This is a genomic window from Pseudomonas sp. GYB4201, from assembly GCF_056312595.1.
Window position 1 is genome coordinate 60,717 of record NZ_JBWGIG010000026.1, and the last position, 19,177, is coordinate 79,893.

The 19,177-nt window shown below is 67.9% G+C and carries 14 protein-coding genes; 9 read left to right on the top strand and 5 right to left on the bottom strand.

Annotated features, from left to right (window positions below):
- The first annotated feature begins 101 nt into the window (after positions 1-101).
- The 3 genes from pmrG (at position 102) to AC0Z2B_RS22370 (ending at position 3,716) form a co-directional block, all read left to right on the top strand.
- Positions 102-809, top strand: a complete 708-nt coding sequence (gene pmrG, locus AC0Z2B_RS22360; protein ID WP_476299513.1) for a lipopolysaccharide core heptose(II)-phosphate phosphatase PmrG — start codon at positions 102-104, stop codon at positions 807-809.
- Positions 810-927: 118 nt separating this feature from the next.
- Positions 928-2,628, top strand: a complete 1,701-nt coding sequence (gene arnT, locus AC0Z2B_RS22365; RefSeq protein WP_476299515.1) for a lipid IV(A) 4-amino-4-deoxy-L-arabinosyltransferase — start codon at positions 928-930, stop codon at positions 2,626-2,628.
- A gap of 29 nt (positions 2,629-2,657) precedes the next feature.
- On the top strand, positions 2,658-3,716 hold the full coding sequence (locus AC0Z2B_RS22370; RefSeq protein ID WP_476299517.1) for a metallophosphoesterase: 1,059 nt from the start codon (positions 2,658-2,660) through the stop codon (positions 3,714-3,716).
- Here the strand turns inward: AC0Z2B_RS22370 and AC0Z2B_RS22375 are convergent.
- From AC0Z2B_RS22375 to AC0Z2B_RS22390, 4 genes are read right to left on the bottom strand one after another with little or no spacing between them, the layout of a single operon-like run.
- A complete protein-coding gene (locus AC0Z2B_RS22375; RefSeq protein ID WP_473006435.1) occupies positions 3,694-4,692 on the bottom strand; it encodes a spore coat protein U domain-containing protein in 999 nt (332 codons plus the stop codon). The two genes, AC0Z2B_RS22370 and AC0Z2B_RS22375, sit on opposite strands and share 23 nt — an antisense overlap.
- Positions 4,689-7,010, bottom strand: coding sequence for a fimbria/pilus outer membrane usher protein (locus AC0Z2B_RS22380; protein WP_476299519.1), 2,322 nt, complete (start codon positions 7,008-7,010; stop codon positions 4,689-4,691). Before AC0Z2B_RS22380 ends, AC0Z2B_RS22375 begins: the two co-directional genes overlap by 4 nt.
- A gap of 15 nt (positions 7,011-7,025) precedes the next feature.
- Positions 7,026-7,748 (bottom strand): fimbrial biogenesis chaperone, encoded by a 723-nt coding sequence (locus tag AC0Z2B_RS22385; protein WP_476299521.1) that lies wholly within the window; start codon positions 7,746-7,748, stop codon positions 7,026-7,028.
- An 18-nt stretch (positions 7,749-7,766) separates the two neighbouring features.
- Positions 7,767-8,279 (bottom strand): Csu type fimbrial protein, encoded by a 513-nt coding sequence (locus AC0Z2B_RS22390; protein ID WP_416423935.1) that lies wholly within the window; start codon positions 8,277-8,279, stop codon positions 7,767-7,769.
- A 212-nt stretch (positions 8,280-8,491) separates the two neighbouring features.
- Between AC0Z2B_RS22390 and AC0Z2B_RS22395 the strand changes: the two genes are divergently transcribed.
- A complete protein-coding gene (locus AC0Z2B_RS22395; RefSeq protein WP_476299523.1) occupies positions 8,492-9,448 on the top strand; it encodes a LysR family transcriptional regulator in 957 nt (318 codons plus the stop codon).
- Here AC0Z2B_RS22395 and AC0Z2B_RS22400 read toward each other — a convergent pair.
- Complete coding sequence (locus AC0Z2B_RS22400; protein WP_473006429.1) at positions 9,381-10,352, bottom strand: aldo/keto reductase; 972 nt, start codon at positions 10,350-10,352, stop codon at positions 9,381-9,383. The two genes, AC0Z2B_RS22395 and AC0Z2B_RS22400, sit on opposite strands and share 68 nt — an antisense overlap.
- Positions 10,353-11,566: 1,214 nt before the next feature.
- On the opposite strand from AC0Z2B_RS22400, the gene AC0Z2B_RS22405 reads away from it, so the two are divergent.
- The 5 genes from AC0Z2B_RS22405 to AC0Z2B_RS22425 all read left to right on the top strand — a co-directional run bounded on the left by AC0Z2B_RS22405 (position 11,567) and on the right by AC0Z2B_RS22425 (position 19,144).
- Positions 11,567-14,002: a TonB-dependent receptor plug domain-containing protein gene (locus AC0Z2B_RS22405; protein WP_476299526.1), complete on the top strand. Its 2,436-nt coding sequence runs from the start codon at positions 11,567-11,569 to the stop codon at positions 14,000-14,002.
- A 65-nt stretch (positions 14,003-14,067) separates the two neighbouring features.
- Positions 14,068-15,690, top strand: coding sequence for an ABC transporter substrate-binding protein (locus tag AC0Z2B_RS22410; RefSeq protein WP_476299528.1), 1,623 nt, complete (start codon positions 14,068-14,070; stop codon positions 15,688-15,690).
- A complete protein-coding gene (locus tag AC0Z2B_RS22415) occupies positions 15,687-16,643 on the top strand; it encodes an ABC transporter permease (RefSeq protein ID WP_416423931.1) in 957 nt (318 codons plus the stop codon). The genes AC0Z2B_RS22410 and AC0Z2B_RS22415 overlap by 4 nt, the downstream gene beginning before the upstream one ends.
- 3 nt (positions 16,644-16,646) lie before the next feature.
- Positions 16,647-17,540: an ABC transporter permease gene (locus tag AC0Z2B_RS22420; RefSeq protein ID WP_476299530.1), complete on the top strand. Its 894-nt coding sequence runs from the start codon at positions 16,647-16,649 to the stop codon at positions 17,538-17,540.
- Positions 17,537-19,144 (top strand): dipeptide ABC transporter ATP-binding protein, encoded by a 1,608-nt coding sequence (locus AC0Z2B_RS22425; RefSeq protein ID WP_476299532.1) that lies wholly within the window; start codon positions 17,537-17,539, stop codon positions 19,142-19,144. Before AC0Z2B_RS22420 ends, AC0Z2B_RS22425 begins: the two co-directional genes overlap by 4 nt.
- The last annotated feature ends 33 nt before the right edge of the window (positions 19,145-19,177 follow it).

Consider the following 19,177-nt stretch of genomic DNA (forward strand, 5'->3'; position numbering starts at 1 on the left):
GCCCGCCTTTTAACTTCCTGCCCATCCCAGCCGCGCAAGCTGTCACACAACTTGCGGTAAATAGCTGAACAACAGTTTAACTTTCCCGCAGGAGTGTTCCCATGGCTCACAGCGTCAGCGCACAGGCTGCCACCACAGCGCCCACAGGACGGCGCCGTGCCGTGATCCACAAGGCGTTGATCGCGGCCGCCGCCGTGGCCGTGACGGCCGCAGTGCTGGGCACTTTCAGCTACCTGCACCGCTCGCCAACGGACCTGGGCAGCGGCCACAACGCCGTCAGCCAGGGGTTGCTCAGCCACTGGCAGGCAGGTGACGTGATCATGCTGGTGCGCCATGCCGAGCGCTGCGACCGCTCCAGCAATACCTGCCTGGGCCCTGCCGACGGCATCACCCAGGTGGGCAGCGACACCTCCACCACAGTGGGCCAGGCCCTGAAAACCCTGGGCATGGGCCACGCCGACGTGCTAACCAGCCCCCTTACCCGTACCGCTCAGACCGCCCAGTACATGTTTGGCCAGGGCATTGCCGCCCCCGAATGGCTGGCCAACTGCGACACCTCGCTGTTGCAGAACGTCATCGCCCACAAGGTGCCGGAGCGCAACCTGGTGGCCGTCACCCACAGCGGCTGCATCGGCCATGTCGAGAAACAACTGGGCTACCCCCATGCGGCGGGCGCCGAATACAACAGCGCCCTGGTGCTGACCCTGGACGAGCACGGCAAGGCCGTGATCCTCGGTGTGGTCAACGCGGACGCCTGGCCCAAGACCCTGGCGCAACTGCAATTAAGTGCCAAGCAGAATAATTTGTAATCCAAAGTTTCATCACCTTTGCGGGGGCACTGCTTACTCTATAGTTGCTGCCCCTTACTACTGGTGTAACACGCTTGTGCCTTACAGGCATGCGTTGCCCTTTCCCGGACCGTTGAAGATGGATATATCAATAACCCGCACCCCGGCGGAACTGTCCCGTGCCGCCACGGCGCGCCATGCGCTGTTTATTGTGCTGGCCGCCTTCGTGCTGGCGTATGTCTTGCCCCTGCCCTTCCATGGCCTGTGGATTCCCGACGAAACCCGTTACGCCCAGGTCAGCCAGGAAATGCTCATGACAGGCCACTGGGCCTCGCCGCACTTCATGGGCCTGCGCTATTTCGAAAAACCCGCGGGTGGCTACTGGCTGATCGCCGTGGGCCAGGCAATATTCGGCCAGAACCTGTTCGGCGTGCGCATCGCCTCGGCGCTGGCGCTGGGCCTGAGCGGCCTGCTGGCCTGGCTGATCGCCGGGCGCCTGTGGCAGTCGCCGGCCAAGCGCCTGGCCTGCGCGCTGATCTACATGAGCTTCGGCCTGGTGGCCGGCCAGGCCGGCTACGCCAACCTCGACCCGCTGTTCACCCTGTGGGTGAACCTTAGCCTGGTGACCTTGTGGTATGCGCTGGATGGCACCGGCGGGCGCCAGCGCCTGCTGGCCTGGGCCCTGCTGGGCGCCGCCTGCGCCATGGGCCTGATGACCAAGGGCTTCTTGGCCCTGCTGTTGCCGGTGCTGATCGCCCTGCCCTACATGGCCTGGCAACGTCGCCTGCCGGAGCTGATCCGCTTCGGCTGGCTGGCCGTGGCGGTGTGCACCGTGCTGACCCTGCCCTGGGCGCTGACCATCCACCAGCAGGAGCCCGACTTCTGGCGGTTCTTCTTCTGGCACGAGCACGTGCGCCGCTTTGCCGGTGACGACGCCCAGCACGCCCGGCCGTTCTGGTTCTACCTGCCGATCCTGGCGGCCGCCGCGCTGCCCTGGACCCTGTGGCTGCCCAAGGCGCTGGCCCAGGGCTGGCAGCAGCGGCGCACGGCGCCGGTGATGTTCCTGCTGCTGTGGTTCGCCCTGCCGCTGGTGTTCTTCAGCCTCAGCCGCGGCAAGCTGCCCACCTACATCATGCCGTGCCTGCTGCCCCTGGCCCTGCTGATCGGCCATGCCCTGGTGGACCAGGTGCAACAAGGCGCCGGGCGCTGGGCACGGGCCAACGCCTTGTTCAACCTGGTGCTGGGCGGCAGCGCCCTGCTGGTGCTGGCCGGCCTGCAAATCAAACGGCCGCTGTACGTGGACGAACCCCTGCACCTGCTGCTGATCGGCCTGGCGCTGGGCGTATTCGTGGTGGCCAACGCCATGGCCGCGGCCAAGCCACTGCGCCATTACCTGGCCCCGGCCCTGGCCATGCTGGTGTTCGTGGCCGTGCTGCCGGCAGCGGTGCCCAACCGCATCACCGACGGCGAAATGCCCGACACCTTCGCCGCCCAGCACCTGGACGAACTGCGCCAGGCCGACACCCTGGTCAGCAACGAACTGGGCGCCGCCGCCGGCATGGCCTGGCACACCGGCCGTCCTCACGTGGTCTTGTACGACGTGATCGGCGAGGCCCAGTACGGCTTGGGCTACCCCGACGCCGAGGGCCGCTCGCAGAACGTCGACACCATCAACCCGTGGCTGGCCCGCCAGCGCCAGAGCGGCTCGGTGGCCATGCTGCTGCGGGTGCGCACCCAGAGCGAGAAGCGCGAGCTGGCAATTTTGCCCAAGGACGCCACCCGCTACGACCGCGGCGAACTGACCCTGCTGCTCTACCCCAAACTGACCTCGACACCTTGAGCCATTGATTCCCCAGGGGGAGCGTGCCCATGAATCACCTTGTTCCACGGCGCCGCCGCCCCTGGCGAAGGCTTGGCACCTGGCTGTTGGTGGCGGTGCTGGGCAGCGTCGCCTGCGCCCTGGGCGGCGCCGGCTGGGTGTTCTACTACCCGATGAAACCCTACACGCCCATCACCGGCCTGGACCCTGCGCACCTGTCCATCATCGCCCTGGGTGACCAGGGCAGCGGCAGCCTGCGCCAGTGGGCCGTGGGCCGCGCCATGGAAACCGTGGCCGAGCGCGACGGCCGCCTGGACCTGGTGGCGCTGCTGGGCGACAACTTCTACGGCGCGGTGCTCACCGGCGTCGATGACGTCAACTGGCAGACCAAGTTCGAGAAGGTCTACCACGGCCGCTGGCTCAGCCACGTGCCCTTCTATGCGGTGCTGGGCAACCATGACTACCTGGGGTCGCAACAGGTGGAACTGGACTACGCGCGCCTGCATTCGGGCTCCGGGCGCTGGCAGATGCCCGCCAGTACCTACACCCGTGACTTCGGCCAGGTGGACGGCCGCCCGCTGCTGCGGGTGGTGTTCCTCGACAGCGCCGGCAGCGCCGACGACCTGGAAGGCCAGGTGCAGGCCATGGAGCAGGCGTTCGAACAACCCGGCCCCGCGCCGGTGTGGCGCATGGTCACCGCCCACCACCCACTGCGCGACGTGGTCAGCCAGCAGCAGGACCAGCAACTGGCCGCCGCGCTACTGCCGACCCTGCTGCGCCAGCACGTGGACCTGTACCTGTCCGGCCACGACCACAGCCATCAGCTGATACTGCGCCCCGGCGAGCCGGCCTGGGTGATCTCCGGCGGTGGCGGCCAGCGCCTGTCAGCGCCTCTGCACGTGGACACTGCCCATGACTTCGCCGCCTCCGAAGCCGGCTTCGTCAAACTGGACCTCGACGCCCGCCACCTGGACCTGGTGTTCTACGACGACCAGGCCACCGCCACCGCCCGCTTCGCCTGGCAACGCGACTGCCCGTGGCTGGCCGACGGCTGCCTGCGCCGCCAGGACACCAGCACGGCGCTGGCTAGAAATACACCGTCGCCTTGACCGTGTCGCTGTAGCTGTCCGGCACCGGCACCGTCTGCACCGGCACCCGACCGTACACGGTCAGGCTCTGGGCGGCGCCACTGCCGGTGCCGGTAGCCATGCTGGTGCTGGCGGTGCCGTCGCCCCAGGGCGTGGCGCGGGCGCTGTCCAGGTACAGCTGGTAACTGACCTTTGCCCCGCTGCTGGCCCCCACCATCTGCCGCGCGCTGACGCTGCCCGCAGTGGTGCCGCCGTCCAGGGCCACCTCGTAGGCGTCGCCGTTGGTGCATTGCACGCTGATGCTGGCCGTGGACGTGACCGCAGTGCTGAGCAAGGTGTTGCTACCGAAGGCCAGGGGCGTGGTGGTGATGTTGCAGTTGTTGATCACCGTGGCATTGACCACGAACGGGAAGCGCACGGTCTGCGCGGTCATGCTCGCGCAGGTGGGGGTGATCAGCTCGTAGAACTGGTAGTCGAGCCGCGTGTAGGTGCCGGAAAAAGTCTCGGTGTAGACGGTGCTGCTGTTACTCACGGTGGGCACCGTGGTCTGCCCCGCCGGGACCTTGCCATAGATTGCCACCGTGCTCGACGCCGTGGTGGACGTCAGCAGCGACAGCGCGCTGCTCAGGGTGATGGACAAGGGCGTGGTGGCGCTGGTGCCGCTGACGTCGCCCCAGATGGTCGAGTACGCCGAGTCGGTGTACAGGTTGTAGCTCAGCAGGTTGCTACCGTTGGCCAGGCTGCGCGGCGCGGCGCTGCTGGAGCCGTCGCCGGTGCCCAGGTTGGCGCACACCAGCACGTTGCGAAACAGCGCGGCGGCGTCCCAGGTGCAGGTCACGGTGATCGACCCGGACGCGGTGGTGGCGGTGTTGGCGATCGGGCTGATGCTGCCGAACGCCACCGCCGAACTGCTGGCGGTGCAGCTGCTGGCCTGGGCCTGGACGCTCAGGCCCAGGCCGGCGAACAGCAGTATCAGGCTCAATAACAACGACTTCATGGGCTGCCCTCGGGAATAGGCAGGCAACGCAGCGGCCCCAGGGTGGGCAGCGTGTTGCCGGCCGGTGGTGTGAACGCGAAGGTCACCTGGCAGCGCACGCCGTCGCCTTCCACGCGCAGGTGGTTGTGCGCCACCAGGCCGTCGATAAAGGTCAGGCCGTCGTAGCCCAGCACCGTGCTGGCGCCGCTTTCCAGGTGGGTGACGCGCAGGCCCGGCGGCAGCAGCGCGCCCTTGTCGTCCTGCAGAATCAGCGACGCCGCCTGGTAGGGTTTCAGGCCGAAGTGCACCACCACCCCCGAGCGCGACTGCGGCACCACCGCCTGGTCGCTGCTGGCCACCTGCACGTTGGCCGGCAGGCCGAGGCTGTCGATGGCCACCTGGTTGCTGCGGTAGGCGTCCAGATCCGGCACCAGGAAATGGCCGCTGCTGTCGGTGGTGCCGATCTCGCGGTTCTCGTGCATCACCGGCACGCCGGCCACGCCGTCGGTGGACACCAGGGCAAAGCCATCGCCGATGCGCCGCGCGGTTTCCACGGTGCCGTCCATCCACACCAGGGCGCCGGTGGTGTCCACTGCCCATAGGGTGTCGCCGGCCACCTGCTGGGCGCTGGCGGTGACTTGGGCGTTGTTGCCCAGGTACTGCACCTGGGCCAGCTGGTAAGTGCTGCCGGCGCTGCCACCGCTGCCGCTGGTCTGCGCGCCCCAACCCCAACCGCCGCCGTAGTCCGGGGCCTGGGCGGCGCTGACGGCGTAGCCGGCCTGGTTGTTCTGCAGGCTGACGCTGCTGCTGACCGAGGTGCGCTCGCCCAGGGAGTAGCTGAGGCTGACAAAGGCACCGCGCGAGGCCGCGTCCTGCACGTCCTGGTACAGGTTGAGGGTCACCGACAGGCGATGGGACAGGCTCATGGAGTGGCCGACGCTGACGATGTGCGAGGCGCCACTGCCCGGCACCTTGTAGCCCAGGTAGCTGAGCGACAGGCTCTGGTTGCTGGCCACTGGGAACGACAGGGTCAGGCGGTCGCTGACGCTGGGCACCGGCGTGCCGTCGCGGGCCGCCAGGTCGCCGTAGTTGCCGGCGGTGCGCAGGGTCTGGGCGTTGATGCTCAAGCGCGGGGTGATGTACTGGTAGCCCAGCCCCCACTGCACCCCGGCCATGCCGGCGCTGGCGGCCAGCGAACCGTTGATCACGCCCAGCTGGCCGAGCCGGTACAGCGCGCCGCCCCCCGCGTTGTACACCCCAGGGGTGACCTCGCCGTGGCCTTCCACCGTGAGGTTGTCGCTCAGGCCATAGCGCACCGAGGCGCTGCTGGCGGTGCGCGGCGAATAGTCGAACGAGTCGACGCTGTAGTTGTGGCGCAAATAGCCCAGCTCCAGCGAATAGCCGGACAGCCCCGCCGCCATCAGCCGGGTGTCCACGTACAGTGGCACCGAGGTGGTCACCGAGCGGCCCAGGGCGTCGCGGCTCACCACCGTGGCCTCGCCCGCGCCGGTGATGCCCGGCACCAGTTGGTCGATGATGTACGGCCCGCTGCTCACCGAGCCGCTGTACTGCTGGATGCCGTTGACGTACAGGCTGACCGCCGAGGGCACCACGGCCGAGCCGCTGTAGGCCGGCAGCGGGAAGGTCACCAGGTCCGGGCGCAGGGCGAAGTCGCTCTTGTACTGCGCGCCGCCCAGGCGCACCGAGCGGGTCCAGTCCAGCGAGCCGCTGATGGTGTCGCCCAGCTGCCAGGTGCTCAGGGTGTCGGGGTTGGAGTGGCTCCAGGCGGTGTCGTAGCGCACGTAATGCTGCTGGGTGCTGGTCTGGTAGGAATAGGCGGTGCCGGTGTTGCTGTACACGCCATGGGGGTCGAAATAGCGCTCCTCGCTCCACAGCGCCAGGCGGTTGCCGGTGTCATCGCGCGAGGCGTAGGCGTCGTAGTTCAGCACCAGCCCGCGGCCCACCGGGCTGGGCGTGACCCGGCCGTCGGCGCCGCGGTTAAGGTGCCGGGCCTTGCGCAGGCTGTCGCCCACGCGCAGGTCCACGCGCTGCTGGCTGGTGTCGTAGCGCCAGGTCACGCCGGGCAGGTCGTCGAGCCGCACCTGCTGGTTGGCGCTGACGCCTAGGGCGCGCAGGTCCAGGCCCAGGTCGTCCAGGGACTGGCCGTCGGTGCTCAGGTGCCCGCCTTCCTCGCGAAAATGCGCCACTGTCTGGGTCGGCTGACCATTGAGGTCGACCTCCAGGTACAGGTCGGCGGCCGCCACGCCGCGGCCGATCAGGCACAGCAACAGCGCGGTACCCAGGCGACGACAGCGGGCGCGGACATCATTTCGGCTCACTCAAGCGCGTCCGCCTCAGCCCTCGCCCGTCACCTTGAAGGTGCTGGGGTGGCCGTCCAGGTTGACCTTGATCAGCAGCGGGCCGTCCAGCCGCGCACCGCCATCATGGGGCAGCGGCCATTGCCGTGCGTGGCCGGCCAGGGCGTAGCCGAGCAGGCCCTTGCTCACCTGCAGGGTCTTGCCGGCGGCGTCCTGCAGGGTCAGCGCGCCCACCTGGGTGTGGCGCTGGCCGCGGTTGTCCAGGCGCAGCAGCCACTGGCCGTCCTGGCGCAGCACCTGCCAGGCCAGTTGCGGTGCGCCGCTGCTGGCCGGGGCAACGAACACCGGCACCGAATAGCGCATGCGGATGGCCACGCCCACCGGCTTGTCGCTGCCCGGCGGCGGAATTTCGTCGATCAGCAGGCGGTAGCTCTGCTCCACCCCGGGGTTGCCCGGCTGCACCCGCACCAGGCGGATAAGCTGCTCGCCGCGCCCGGCCAGCTGGATGATCGGCGGGCTCGCCACCACCGCGGGGCTGGGGCTGAGCACGTCGCCGTTGGCGTCCTGGTCCCAGCGGAACACCCGCACCTGGCCATATACCGGGGCGTCACCGGGGTTGTGCAGCGACAACCCGGCAGCGTTCTGGCCGGCCACGAAGTCGATTTTTACTGGCGCCACCTGCAGCGTCGCCCCCTGGGCCTGGGTGATCAGGCACGCGGCCAACAGCGGGCCGCACAGCATCCTGTGCAAGCATTCCATGCTCAAGTACTCCGCCCGTCAGAAGTAGACCGTGGCCGTGACCGTCGAATTGTAGGTGTCGGGGGTGGGGGTGGTCTGGGTCGGCACCTGGCCGTACACGGTCAGGCTCTGGGCGCTGCCGGTGCCGGTGCCGGCCACCGTGTCGGTGCCCTGGGTATTGCCCCAGTTGGTGCTCAGGGCCGAGTCCTGCATCAGCTTGTACGACACCGTGCTGGTGGTGTTGCCGGTGGTGGTGCCGGCCATCAGTCGCGTGGTGGTGGTGGAGCTGGTGACGCCGCCGGCGTTGAGGCCGATGTTGTACGGCGTGCTGTTGCTGCAGGTGACCGACAGCGTGGTGCTGCCGGTGACGGCCGTGCTGAGCAGGCCGCTGCTGCCGAAGGCCAGGGCATTGGCCGACACCGTGCAGCTGGCGGTGATGGTCAGCGACACCAGGAAGGTGGCGGTCGCCGTGCCGTTGGAATAAGTCGCCGCCTGCCCGGGCAGGACGGTCACGCTCAACAACAATCCGAGTGCAGCGGCCAATCCTTTCATGGTGCCTCCCGCGGGGGATCTGTGGGTCCTTCACGGCACGACTATGCGCCTGCGGGAGGCGTGGGAGTATTTCGACTTTGTAGCGGTGTGTAGAGGTAATGGCGCACGCCACCTGAACCGCGTCGGGGCCGGACGCGGCCTGGCGGCCGCTGCTACAGGGGCGAGCCACGGGCGATGCGGTGCGCCTGGCGCAACCGTGATACCTTTTACGCATGACCGACTCCATCGACCTGCGCCAATTCCGCTACTTCGTGGCCCTCAGCGAAACCCTGCATTTCGGCCGGGCCGCGGCGCGGCTGTTCATCTCCCAGCCGCCGTTGAGCCGGCAGATTCGCCAGCTCGAGGATCACCTGGGCGTGCAACTTTTCGAGCGCACCCGCACCGGCGTGCTGCTGACCCGTGCCGGCCTGGCCTTGCTGCCCGAAGCGCGCCGGGCGCTGGCCCAGGCGCAAAAAGCTATCGCCGCCGCCAGGGCTGCCGGGGAGGCGCCCGGCCAACAGTTCGTGATCGGCTACACCACGGTGCAGGACCGCAGTGCCATTCCAGACGTGCTGGGCGCCTTGCAGCAGGACTTTCCCGCCTGCCGGCTGGTGACCCGGGGCAAGCACTCCATCAGCCTGGTGCGCGACATCCGCAACGGCACCCTGGACGCCGCGTTCATCGGCCTGCACACCGACACCCGCGGCCTGCCCCAGGAGGTCCTTGTGGAGGCGCCGTTGGTGGCCGCCCTGCCCGCCAATCACCCCCTGGCCCGCAAGCGCCAGCTAAGCTTCGACGACTTGGCCGAGCAGGCCATCTTCCGCTTCGAACGCCGCCTGAACCCGGGGTTTTATGACCACTGCCAGGCGTTTTTCGAGCGCATCGGCTTCAACCCCACGACCCTGCCCGAGCCCGACGACCACCATATCCTGCTGGGCATGATTGCCGAAGGCCATGGCATTGCCCTGCTGCCGGCGTCGCTGCAGCACGTCAAGCGCAGCGGCGTGGTGTTCCGGCGCCTGAAAGGCACGGAGGGGCAGCTGACTGCCGGCGTGGCGGTGATTTATGCGCCAGGCAACCCCTCGCCGGTGCTGCAGGCAATGCTGCAACGGCTGCGTGACCTCACTCGTGCCCTGCCACCGGGCGCGGACGATACGGCTGTTCCAGCAGCGCCACCTCGGCGGCGCTGAGCACCAACTCGATGCCGGCCACGGCGTCCTCCAGGTGATGGGGCTTGGTGGCGCCGATGATCGGCGCCGTCACCCCTGCCCGGCTGGCCACCCAGGCCATGGCCACCTGCGCCGGCGGCACGCCGCGTTCGGCCGCCACCTGCGCCACGGCAGCAACGATCGCCGCTTCTTCGGCATGCTGGTCGTACCACAGTTGCGCCGGCTGGTCGGTGACTGCACGGGTGGTCTGCGCCGCGCGTGACCCGGCCAACAAGCCTCGCGCCAAGGGTGACCACGGCGTGACCGCAATGCCCAGTTCACGGCACAGCGGCAGCATCTCGCGCTCTTCCTCGCGGTAGATCAGGTTGTAGTGGTTCTGCATCGACACGAACTGCGCCAGGCCATGCTGGCGTTGCAGCCCCAGCATGTGCATGAACTGCCAGGCGTGCATGGACGAGGCGCCGATATAGCGGGCCTTGCCCGAGCGCACCACGGTGTCGAGGGCGTCGATGGTTTCCTCGATCGGCGTGTGCGGGTCGAAGCGGTGGATGATGTACAGGTCGACATGGTCGGTGCCCAGGCGCTTGAGCGAGGCATCGATGCTGCTGAGGATATGCTTGCGCGACAGCCCCTGGGCGTTGGGCTTGTCGCTCATGGGGTAGTTGACCTTGGTGGCGAGCACCACCTCGTCGCGGGGTGCATAGTCCAGCAGTGCCCGGCCCAGCACCTGCTCGCCGGCGCCCAGGGAATACATGTCGGCGGTGTCGAAGAAATTGATGCCGGCGTCCAGCGCCTGCTTGATGAACGGCCGGCTGGCGGCCTCATCCAGCACCCAGTCGCGCCAGCTGGGCGAGCCATAGGTCATGCCGCCCAGGCACAGCTTGCTGACTTGCAGGCCGGCCGAGCCCAATCGAAGGTATTTCATGGTGTCCACTCCGTCGTGGCTGAGGTGAGTGGGCACAGGCTAGGGAGCACGGCACGGGTTGGTCCAATACTGTTTCAGCAATACCTTTCCAGTATCACCAAATCCCCGTAGCAGCGGCCGACGGCCGCGTCCACAGGCGCCGCGACATACCCGCCGAACCGCACCAGGGCCGGACGCAGCCTGCGGCAGCTGCTACAGGGACGCGCGCAGCCCACCGATCGCGTCGCCTGCCATCGCGGCCAAGGCCGGCTCCTACCACTCGCGGTGTAGGAGCCGACTTTAGTCGCGATACAGGCAACCTGGTTTCAAGACAGTTGCTGCTAACGAAGGCTGCGCTTGCCCGTACTTTCGCTGAAAAAATCTCAGTGTACTCAGGGGCCAGCGCAGCCTGTCGGCAGCGGCTACGCGTTCACGGCGTGGTTAATAACCGGGGTTGATTGGCCGCCGCGCGAAGGTGTGTCTGATTCAAATGTCATGGCAGCGTCCTGGGTGAAACATGGACCGCCGCATCGCTACCAAACGATGGGTGGCGGCTGTAAGCAGGTTGGTAGACCGGTCACCAGGCTTCCGGCGCACACGAATGTGCCCTGCGTACAGCCGCCATGTCGCGCGGTGCTGTACGCCTGATGAACGGGCTACCAAACCCGATCGCTGTCCTTCAGCGACGCCAGCAGCGTATGCGCGCCCATCAGGCACCACAAGACGCAGAGGACCTTACCCGAGCAAATCAGAAATGTCCTACGTTGGGGACTACAGAAGCTGTAGCGAGATGTGTCGTAGCAGCGGCCGCAGGCCGCGTCCTGGCGCCATGGTGGCCCTGGAAGCGCATGCCTTGGTTTATCCGGCGCGTTCGAGATCGAGCGCCGCCCGCGCGGCGCATCGCGAGCAAGCTCGGCTCCTACAGTTTGTCGCAGCGTGCCATGTCCTGATAGGTCGGTGTTGCCCGCCTTGTTTGTAAGGGGGGAGAGCAGCAGTGCGCCACTGCATGAAAACCTGCCCAGCCAGTCAAAAACATTACAAATATTCATGAAAAAAATAAACTTCATACAACAAACGAATAATATCCATATACCAAAATAGAATTTCCGTTGCGTTTGTTATGAAAATACTATCAACCCAAGACGACACACACGCCGTCCCACACCATCGAATTCAGGAATGGAACCTGTACCCATACCACGGGCCAGTGCCAGCTTTAATGGACATCGCCCGCTATGCTGCCTTCGTATTTCCCCAAGCCCGCCCGCACCTTCCCGCTCTCGACCCTGACGGTGTCGGTGCTGCTGGCGGCCGCGCCCCTGGCCCGTGCCGCCAGCACTGACCCGCAACTGCAGACCGTCACTGTCACCGCCGCGCCAGAGGCTGCCCGCGCGCAGCAGCGCACCGTGGTGGACAGTTCGGCGCCCATCGACATCATCAGCAACGATGCCCTGGTAAAAACCGGCCGCGCGGAGCTGTCCGAGGCCATCGCCAAGCTGTTGCCCTCGTTCACCTTCGGCACCAACATCGCCGGCTTCAACTCCACCACCCGCCCGCTGAGCAACCGCGGCATGGGCCCGGAGTACACCCTGGTGCTGGTCAACGGCAAGCGCCGGCACCTGGGCGCGGCCATCCAGAACGGCTCCACCGACAACAGCGGCGCCAACGTTGTCGACATCGACATGATCCCCATCAGCGCCATCGACCACATCGAGGTGCTGAAGGACGCCGCTGCGGCACGCTATGGCGCGGACGCGGTGGCCGGGGTGGTGAACATCATCCTCAAGGACCAGGACGCGGGCGGGCATATCGAAACCAGCTACGGCGAGCTGTTCTCCGGCCAGGGCGCGACCAAGAAGATCGCCGCCGACGAGGGCTTCAAGCTGGGTGACGGCGGTTTCCTGCACCTGTCTGCCGACGCCCGCAAACGCGACTACGCGCAATGGGACGGCAAGGCCGACAGCAGCGTCATCGCCTACAACGACCCGGCCAAGCAGGCGGCCTGGGACCGGGTGGCGATCAAGAACGGCGACCCTGAGCTCAAGGCCTTCAATGTCGGCTACAACGCCGAGCTGCCGGTAAACGACGTGACGCTGTACTCGTTCGGCACCTACGGCGAGCGCAAGGCGGTGATCCAGAACTACTACCGGTTCCCCAACGGCACCGCCTCGGTGCCGGAGATTTTCCCCGACGGCTACTACCCGGTGAACAACCTGCGCGACATCGACTACCAGTTCGTGTTCGGCGGCAAGGGCGACGTCGGCGGCTGGAACTATGACCTGAGCACCAGCTACGGCCGCGACACCCTCAAGTACTCCAGCGAACTGAACCTCAACCCGTCGCTGGGCACCGACTCGCCCACCAGCTTCGGCAACCTGGCCACCTTCCGCTCCGACCAGTGGGTGAACAACCTCGACCTCAGCCGCCGCTTCGACAACCCCTTCAACCTCGGCGTGCCGGTGACCGTGTCCACCGGCATCGAGCACAAGTGGGAGCGCTTCAGCACCTTCGCCGGCTCAGCCGACTCCTACGAGACCGGCACCTACAACGCCGCCAGCGGGGCCCAGGCCTCGGTGATCATTCGCCCGCAGGATGAGGTGGACCTGATCCGCAACACCTACGCCAGCTACCTGGACCTGGGCTTCGACCTGACCAGCCGCTGGTACGCCGACATCGCCGCGCGGGTGGAACATTACGACGACTACTCGGGCAACAAGCTGGGGCTGAAATTCAACAGCCGCTACAAGCTCACCGACACCGTGGCCGTGCGCGGCACCATTGGCACCGGCGTGCGTGCGCCGTCGCTGACCCAGGTGGGCTACACCACCACCGACAGCCGCGTGAACACCGACGTCAACGGCAACGTGGTGCCCGCCACCACCCGCCTCACCCCGGCCGGCAGCAGCCTGGCCAAGGCGTTGGGCGGCAGCGACCTGAAACCGGAGAAATCGCAGAACGTGGGCCTGGGCATCACCTGGCAGCCGGCGCCGCGCACCAGCGTCACCGCCGACGCCTACGTGGTCGACATCCAGAACCGCATCGCCCTGACCAGCGCCATCTACGACCACGGCGACGGCGTGGTCAACAGCATCCTCGCCTCCCAAGGCGTCACCAGCGGCACCTGGGTGGACTATTACACCAACGCCTTCGACACTCGCACCCGCGGCCTCGACGTGGTGGCCGACCACACCACGCCGTTCGGCCAGTACGGCGACGTGCGCTGGAGCGCGGCGTTCAACTACAACAAGACCACCATCATGGACGCCAAGGACACCCCCGCCTCCCTGGCTGCGGCCGGCGTGACCCTGGTGGGCCGCAACCGCGAGGGCGACCTCACCGAGGCGCTGCCCAAGACCAAATGGATACTGGGCGCCAACTGGAAGGTGGGCAACTGGAACACCAACCTCAGCACCACCCGCTACGGCTCGGTGTCGACCCTGGCAGTCAACGAAAGCGGCGACCGCAGCTTCGGCGCCAAGTGGATCACCGACCTGGACGTGAGCTACACCTTCTTCGACCACCTGACCCTGAGCCTGGGTGGCAGCAACATCTTCGACGTGCGCCCCGACAAGAACGCCGTGTACAGCAGCCTGGGCCTGGCGCCCTACGGCAACCCACCGTTCTACCCCGGTGGCGGCTCCTGGTACACCAAGCTCGCCTACGACTTCTGACCCCACTGCGGCTGCATCGCCCTCCCCCGGCGCTGCGGCCCTTTCCTGCTGACGAGGCACCGCCCATGAAGCTGCAACGAACCCTGGCCAGCGCGGCCATCCTCCTGGCCCTGGGCCTGGCCGGCTGCGGCCCGTCGCACCCCGACGCCCAGGCCGCCAGCACCCTGAAAATCGCCTTCTTCGGCGACAACACGCAACTGGTCAGCCTCGACCCCTTCCAGGTCTACTGGCTGGAACACCGGGTGGTGCTGCGCAACGTGGTCGAGTCGCTGACCGACCAGGACCCCAGCACCGGCGCCATCATCCCCTGGCTGGCCGACAGCTGGGACATCAGCCCCGACGCCCGCGAATACACCTTCCACCTGCGCAAGGGCGTGACCTTCAGCAACGGCGAGGCCTTCGACGCCCAGGCGGTGAAAACCGCCTTCGACAGCGACAAGGCTTTCGCCGCCGAACTGCCCAGCGTGTTCGGCGCCACCTACCTGACCGGCTACGACCACGCCGACATCATCGACCCGCAGACCATCAAACTGGTGCTGAGCACGCCCAACGCCGGCTTCCTGCAGGCCACCTCCACCACCAACCTGGCCATCCTGGCGCCCGAGTCGTACCGCAAGAGCGCCAAGGAGCGCTCGCTGGGCGCGATCATCGGCACCGGGCCGTTCGTGCTGCAGCACTACACCCCCGAGACCGGCCTGCGCCTGGAGCGCCGCAAGGGCTATGCCTGGGCCTCGGCCAACGTGCAGAACAAGGGCGAGTCGCACCTGGCGGCCATCGACGTCAGCTACATTCCCGAGGAAAGCGTGCGCAACGGCCAGTTCGTGCAAGGCAAGGTCGACATCCTGTGGCCACGCAACCCGTTCTCGGATGTTGACCTGAAGCTGTTCGAAAGCAAGCAGGCCACCATCCAGAGCCGCTCGCTGCCGGGCCCGGCGTGGAACCTGTACCCCAACACCCGCGGCGGGCGCATCCTCGCCGACGGCGACGTGCGCCTGGCCGTGCAGAAGGCCATCGACCGCAAGAGCTACGCCAGCACCGTCTATAGCCCGCAGTTCCCGGTGGTGGACGGCGTGTACGACGTGACCACGCCGTACTTCCGCAGCCAGGGCGACAAGCTGGCCTACGACCCCCAGGGCGCCGCGCAGCTGCTGGACAAGGCCGGCTGGACGCTGGGCGCCGACGGCTACCGCACCAAGGATGGCAAGCGCCTGAGCCTGGTTTACAACATCCCGGCCAAGGAAACCGCCGGCGACGTGCTGATCCAGGACCAACTGCGCAAGGCCGGCATCGAGCTGAAGCTCAAGGTGCAGACCACCGCCGAGTGGTTCAACACCAACGCCTCGGGCAACTACGACCTGACCTTCTCGTACATGACCCGCGCCGACCCGATCGTGCTGCAAACCATCCTCGACCCGCGCAGCGCCAACGCCTCCACCCTGGCCACCAACGTCTACCCGCCGGCAGTGCTGCCCCAGGCCCAGCGCCTGTTCGACCAGGGCCTGACCGCTACCGCCAGCGACCAGCGCGCCCAGGCCTACGGCCAGCTGCAGGATTTGTTGATTGACCAGGGCTCGGCCATTCCAGTGTTCGAGCGGGTATGGCAGGCCGCCACCGCGCCACGGGTGCACAACTTCCGCTGGAGCGCCGAGGGCTTCGCCTTCCTCAATGACATCGAGGTGACCCCATGAGCACGAACCGCTACCTCGCCGGGCGCATCGGCCAGGCCCTGCTGGTGCTGTGGGGCGCCTACACCATCACCTACTTCATCCTCTATTTGCTGCCCGGTGATCCGCTGTCGATCATGCTCAGCGCTTCGGGCATGGAAGTGGACTCGCTGTCGCCGGCGCAACTGGCCAAGGCCCGTGCCTATTACGGCCTGGACCAGGGCCTGGTGGAGCGCTACCTGCACCTGCTGTGGGGCGTGCTGCACGGCGACCTGGGCCAGTCGCTGACCCTGAACCGGCCGGTGACCGCGGTGCTGGCCGAGCGCCTGCCGCAGACGTTGGCGCTGGCCGGCAGCGCTATCGCCCTGTCGCTGCTGGGGGGCATCGGCCTGGCGTACCTGACCGCCTACGTGCGCTGGCAACCGCTGAAGACCGCCTTGGCGCGGCTGCCGGCGCTGGGCTTCTCGGTGCCGGTGTTCTGGATGGGCCTGCTGCTGATCCAGGTGTTCGCCTTCAGCCTGGGCTGGTTCCCTTCCACCGGCAGCGACGGCGTGCAAAGCCTGGTGCTGCCAGCCGTGACCCTGGCCATCCCCAGCGCCGCGGTGTACGCCCAGGTGCTGCAGCGCGGCTTCCTCGAGGTGTGGCGCGAGCCCTACATCCTCACCGCCTGGGCCAAGGGCCTGAGCCGTGGCCAGGTGCAGGCCCGCCACGGCCTGCGCAACGCCGCGCTGCCGCTGCTGACGCTGATCGGCCTGCAGGTGGGCAACACCGTCAGCGGCGCGGTGCTGGTGGAAACCATCTTCGCCCGCAACGGCGTCGGCCGGCTGGTGCAGGACGCCGTGCTGCGCCAGGACATCCCCGTGGTGCTGGCGGTGGTGACCGTGTCCGCCGCCGCCTTCGTGGTGGTGAACCTGCTGGTGGACCTGCTGTACCCGATTCTCGACCCGCGTATCAGCCATTCGCCCAAGGTGACCTGACCCATGACCACCCTCGAACGTGCCCTCGCCCCCGCCCTCACCGCTGCCGACCACTGGCAGCCACGCGGCCGCCTGCGCCGCAGCCTCGACGTGGCGCTGCCGCTGCTGCGCCGCCCCGGCTTCGTGCTGGCCGCGCTGCTGGTGCTTTTCACCCTGCTGGCCGCCGCCGCGCCCTGGCTGTTCAGCAGCCTCGACCCGTACGCCACGGCGCCGGCGGCCAAGCTGCTGCCGCCGGGCGCCGGCCACTGGCTGGGCACCGACGAACTGGGCCGCGACCTGTATACCCGGCTTCTTTACGGCTCGCGCCTGTCGGTGCTGGCGGCGCTGTTGGCGGTGGGCCTGGCGCTGGTGTGCGGGCTGGGCCTGGGCATTGTCGCCGGCTTCATTGGCGGCCGCAGCGATGCAGTGATCATGCGCTTGATCGACGTGATGCTGGCCCTGCCCGGGCTGTTGCTGGCGCTGGCGATCGTCACTGCCATCGGCTTCGGCACCCTGCCGGTGGCCATCGCCGTGGGCGTGGGCATCATCCCCGGATTCGCCCGCACCACCCGCGCCGAAGTGCTGCGGGTCAAGACCCTGCCCTACGTGGAAGCCGCGCGCCTGGGCGGCGCCAGCTGGACCCGCACCCTGCTGCGCCACGTGCTGCCCAACGCCTGGGGGCCGGTGGCGGTGCTCGCCACCCTGGACTTCGGCGCCGCCATCCTGGCCACCGCCGGCCTCAGTTTCCTCGGCTTTGGCGCCCAGCCACCGGCGGCGGAATGGGGCACGCTGATCGCCAACGGCCGCCAGTTCCTGATGACCGCGCCCTGGGTGTCGCTGCTGCCGGGGCTGGTGGTGGTGCTGGTGGTGTTCAGCCTCAACCATATCGCCCGCACCTTCGAGGAAAGCCAACGATGAGCGCGCTGATCGACGTACACAACCTGAGCGTCAGCTACCACAACGGCGGCCGGGTGAAAGAGGCCGTGCGCGGCGTGTCCTTCAGCCTGCAACCGGGCGAAACCCTGGCCATCGTCGGCGAGTCCGGGTCGGGCAAGACCACCCTGGCCAGCGCCCTGCTCGGCCTGCTGCCCGCCGGCGCGCGGGTGGTAGGGGGCAGCCTGCACGTGGGCGGCAACGACATCAGCCATGCCAGCGAGCGGGTCCGCCGCCAGCTGCGCGGGCGCTTTATCGGCCTGGTGCCGCAAGACCCCATGGTCAGCCTCAACCCCACCCTGAGCATCGGCAAGCAGATCGGCGAAAGCCTGATCCTGGCCCACGGCGGCCGCCGCTACCCGGCGCTGGATGCCGACGTGCTGGAGCTGCTTGGCCAGGTGGGCTTGGACAACGCTGAATTGCGCGCTCGCCAGTACCCCCATGAGCTGTCCGGCGGCATGCGCCAGCGCGTGCTGATTGCCATCGCCCTGGCCGGCAACCCCAGGGTGATCATCGCCGACGAACCTACCAGCGCCCTGGACGTGACCGTGCAGCGGCGCATCCTCGACCACCTGGAGCAGCTGGTGCAGGCGCGCGGCATCTCGCTGATCATCATCACCCACGACCTGGGCGTGGCCGCCGACCGCGCCGACCGGGTGCTGGTGATGAAGGACGGCGCGCTAGTGGAACAAGGCCCGGCGCGGCAGGTGCTGTCAGCGCCCAGCCAGCCCTACACCCGCGACCTGCTGGCCGCCGCCCCGGCGTTCGGCCAGGGCCAGCAGCCGCTGCCGCTGCCGGCGCCCACCGCCGCGCCGCTGCTGAGCCTGCACGGCGTGGGCAAGCAGTACCGGCCCGGCGGCCAGGGCCAGCCGTTCCAGGCATTGAAGGGCCTGAGCCTGGACCTGTACCCGGGGCAGACCCTGGCCATCGTCGGCGAATCGGGGTCGGGCAAAAGCACCAGTTTGCGCATCGCCCTGGGCCTGGAGCCGCCCAGCGAAGGCCGGGTGCGCTTCGCTGGCCAGGACGTGACCGACCTGACCTGGCAGCAGTTTCGGCCGCTGCGCCAGCGCATCCAGCTGGTGCAGCAGAACCCCTTCGCCTCGCTGAACCCGCGGTTCACGATCTACGAAAGCGTGGTGGAGCCGCTGCTGTCCTTCGGCGTGCGCGACAAGGCGGCGCTGCACCAGGCGGCGCGGCAACTGATGGAGCAGGTGCAGCTGCCCGCAAGCTTGCTCGACCGCCTGCCGCGCGAGCTGTCCGGCGGCCAGCGCCAGCGCGTGGCCATTGCCCGGGCGCTGGCGTTGAAGCCCGACCTGTTGCTGCTGGACGAGCCGGTGTCGGCGCTGGACGTGTCGGTGCAGGCGCAGATCCTCGACCTGCTGCGCAGCCTGCAGGCGGAGTTGGGCGTGGCCTACGTGCTGGTATCCCACGACCTGGCGGTGGTGCAGAGCCTGGCCCATGAGGTGGTGGTGCTGCGCCAGGGGCTGGTGGTGGAACAAGGGCCGGCGAACCAGGTGCTGCACAGGCCTGCGCATGCCTATACCCGGGAGTTGCTGGAGGCGATTCCGGGGCATCGCCTTAGCGCCTAACCCGTAGCCGCTGCCGCAGGCTGCGCTGGCCGG

Bases quoted from the DNA above. Each gene is read 5' to 3' on its own strand.
- pmrG (WP_476299513.1), top strand. From the start codon at position 102: ATGGCTCACAGCGTCAGCGCACAGGCTGCCACCACAGCGCCCACAGGA.
- arnT (WP_476299515.1), top strand. From the start codon at position 928: ATGGATATATCAATAACCCGCACCCCGGCGGAACTGTCCCGTGCCGCC.
- AC0Z2B_RS22370 (WP_476299517.1), top strand. From the start codon at position 2,658: ATGAATCACCTTGTTCCACGGCGCCGCCGCCCCTGGCGAAGGCTTGGC.
- AC0Z2B_RS22375 (WP_473006435.1), bottom strand. From the start codon at position 4,692: ATGAAGTCGTTGTTATTGAGCCTGATACTGCTGTTCGCCGGCCTGGGC.
- AC0Z2B_RS22385 (WP_476299521.1), bottom strand. From the start codon at position 7,748: ATGGAATGCTTGCACAGGATGCTGTGCGGCCCGCTGTTGGCCGCGTGC.
- AC0Z2B_RS22390 (WP_416423935.1), bottom strand. From the start codon at position 8,279: ATGAAAGGATTGGCCGCTGCACTCGGATTGTTGTTGAGCGTGACCGTC.
- AC0Z2B_RS22395 (WP_476299523.1), top strand. From the start codon at position 8,492: ATGACCGACTCCATCGACCTGCGCCAATTCCGCTACTTCGTGGCCCTC.
- AC0Z2B_RS22400 (WP_473006429.1), bottom strand. From the start codon at position 10,352: ATGAAATACCTTCGATTGGGCTCGGCCGGCCTGCAAGTCAGCAAGCTG.
- AC0Z2B_RS22405 (WP_476299526.1), top strand. From the start codon at position 11,567: ATGCTGCCTTCGTATTTCCCCAAGCCCGCCCGCACCTTCCCGCTCTCG.
- AC0Z2B_RS22410 (WP_476299528.1), top strand. From the start codon at position 14,068: ATGAAGCTGCAACGAACCCTGGCCAGCGCGGCCATCCTCCTGGCCCTG.
- AC0Z2B_RS22415 (WP_416423931.1), top strand. From the start codon at position 15,687: ATGAGCACGAACCGCTACCTCGCCGGGCGCATCGGCCAGGCCCTGCTG.
- AC0Z2B_RS22420 (WP_476299530.1), top strand. From the start codon at position 16,647: ATGACCACCCTCGAACGTGCCCTCGCCCCCGCCCTCACCGCTGCCGAC.
- AC0Z2B_RS22425 (WP_476299532.1), top strand. From the start codon at position 17,537: ATGAGCGCGCTGATCGACGTACACAACCTGAGCGTCAGCTACCACAAC.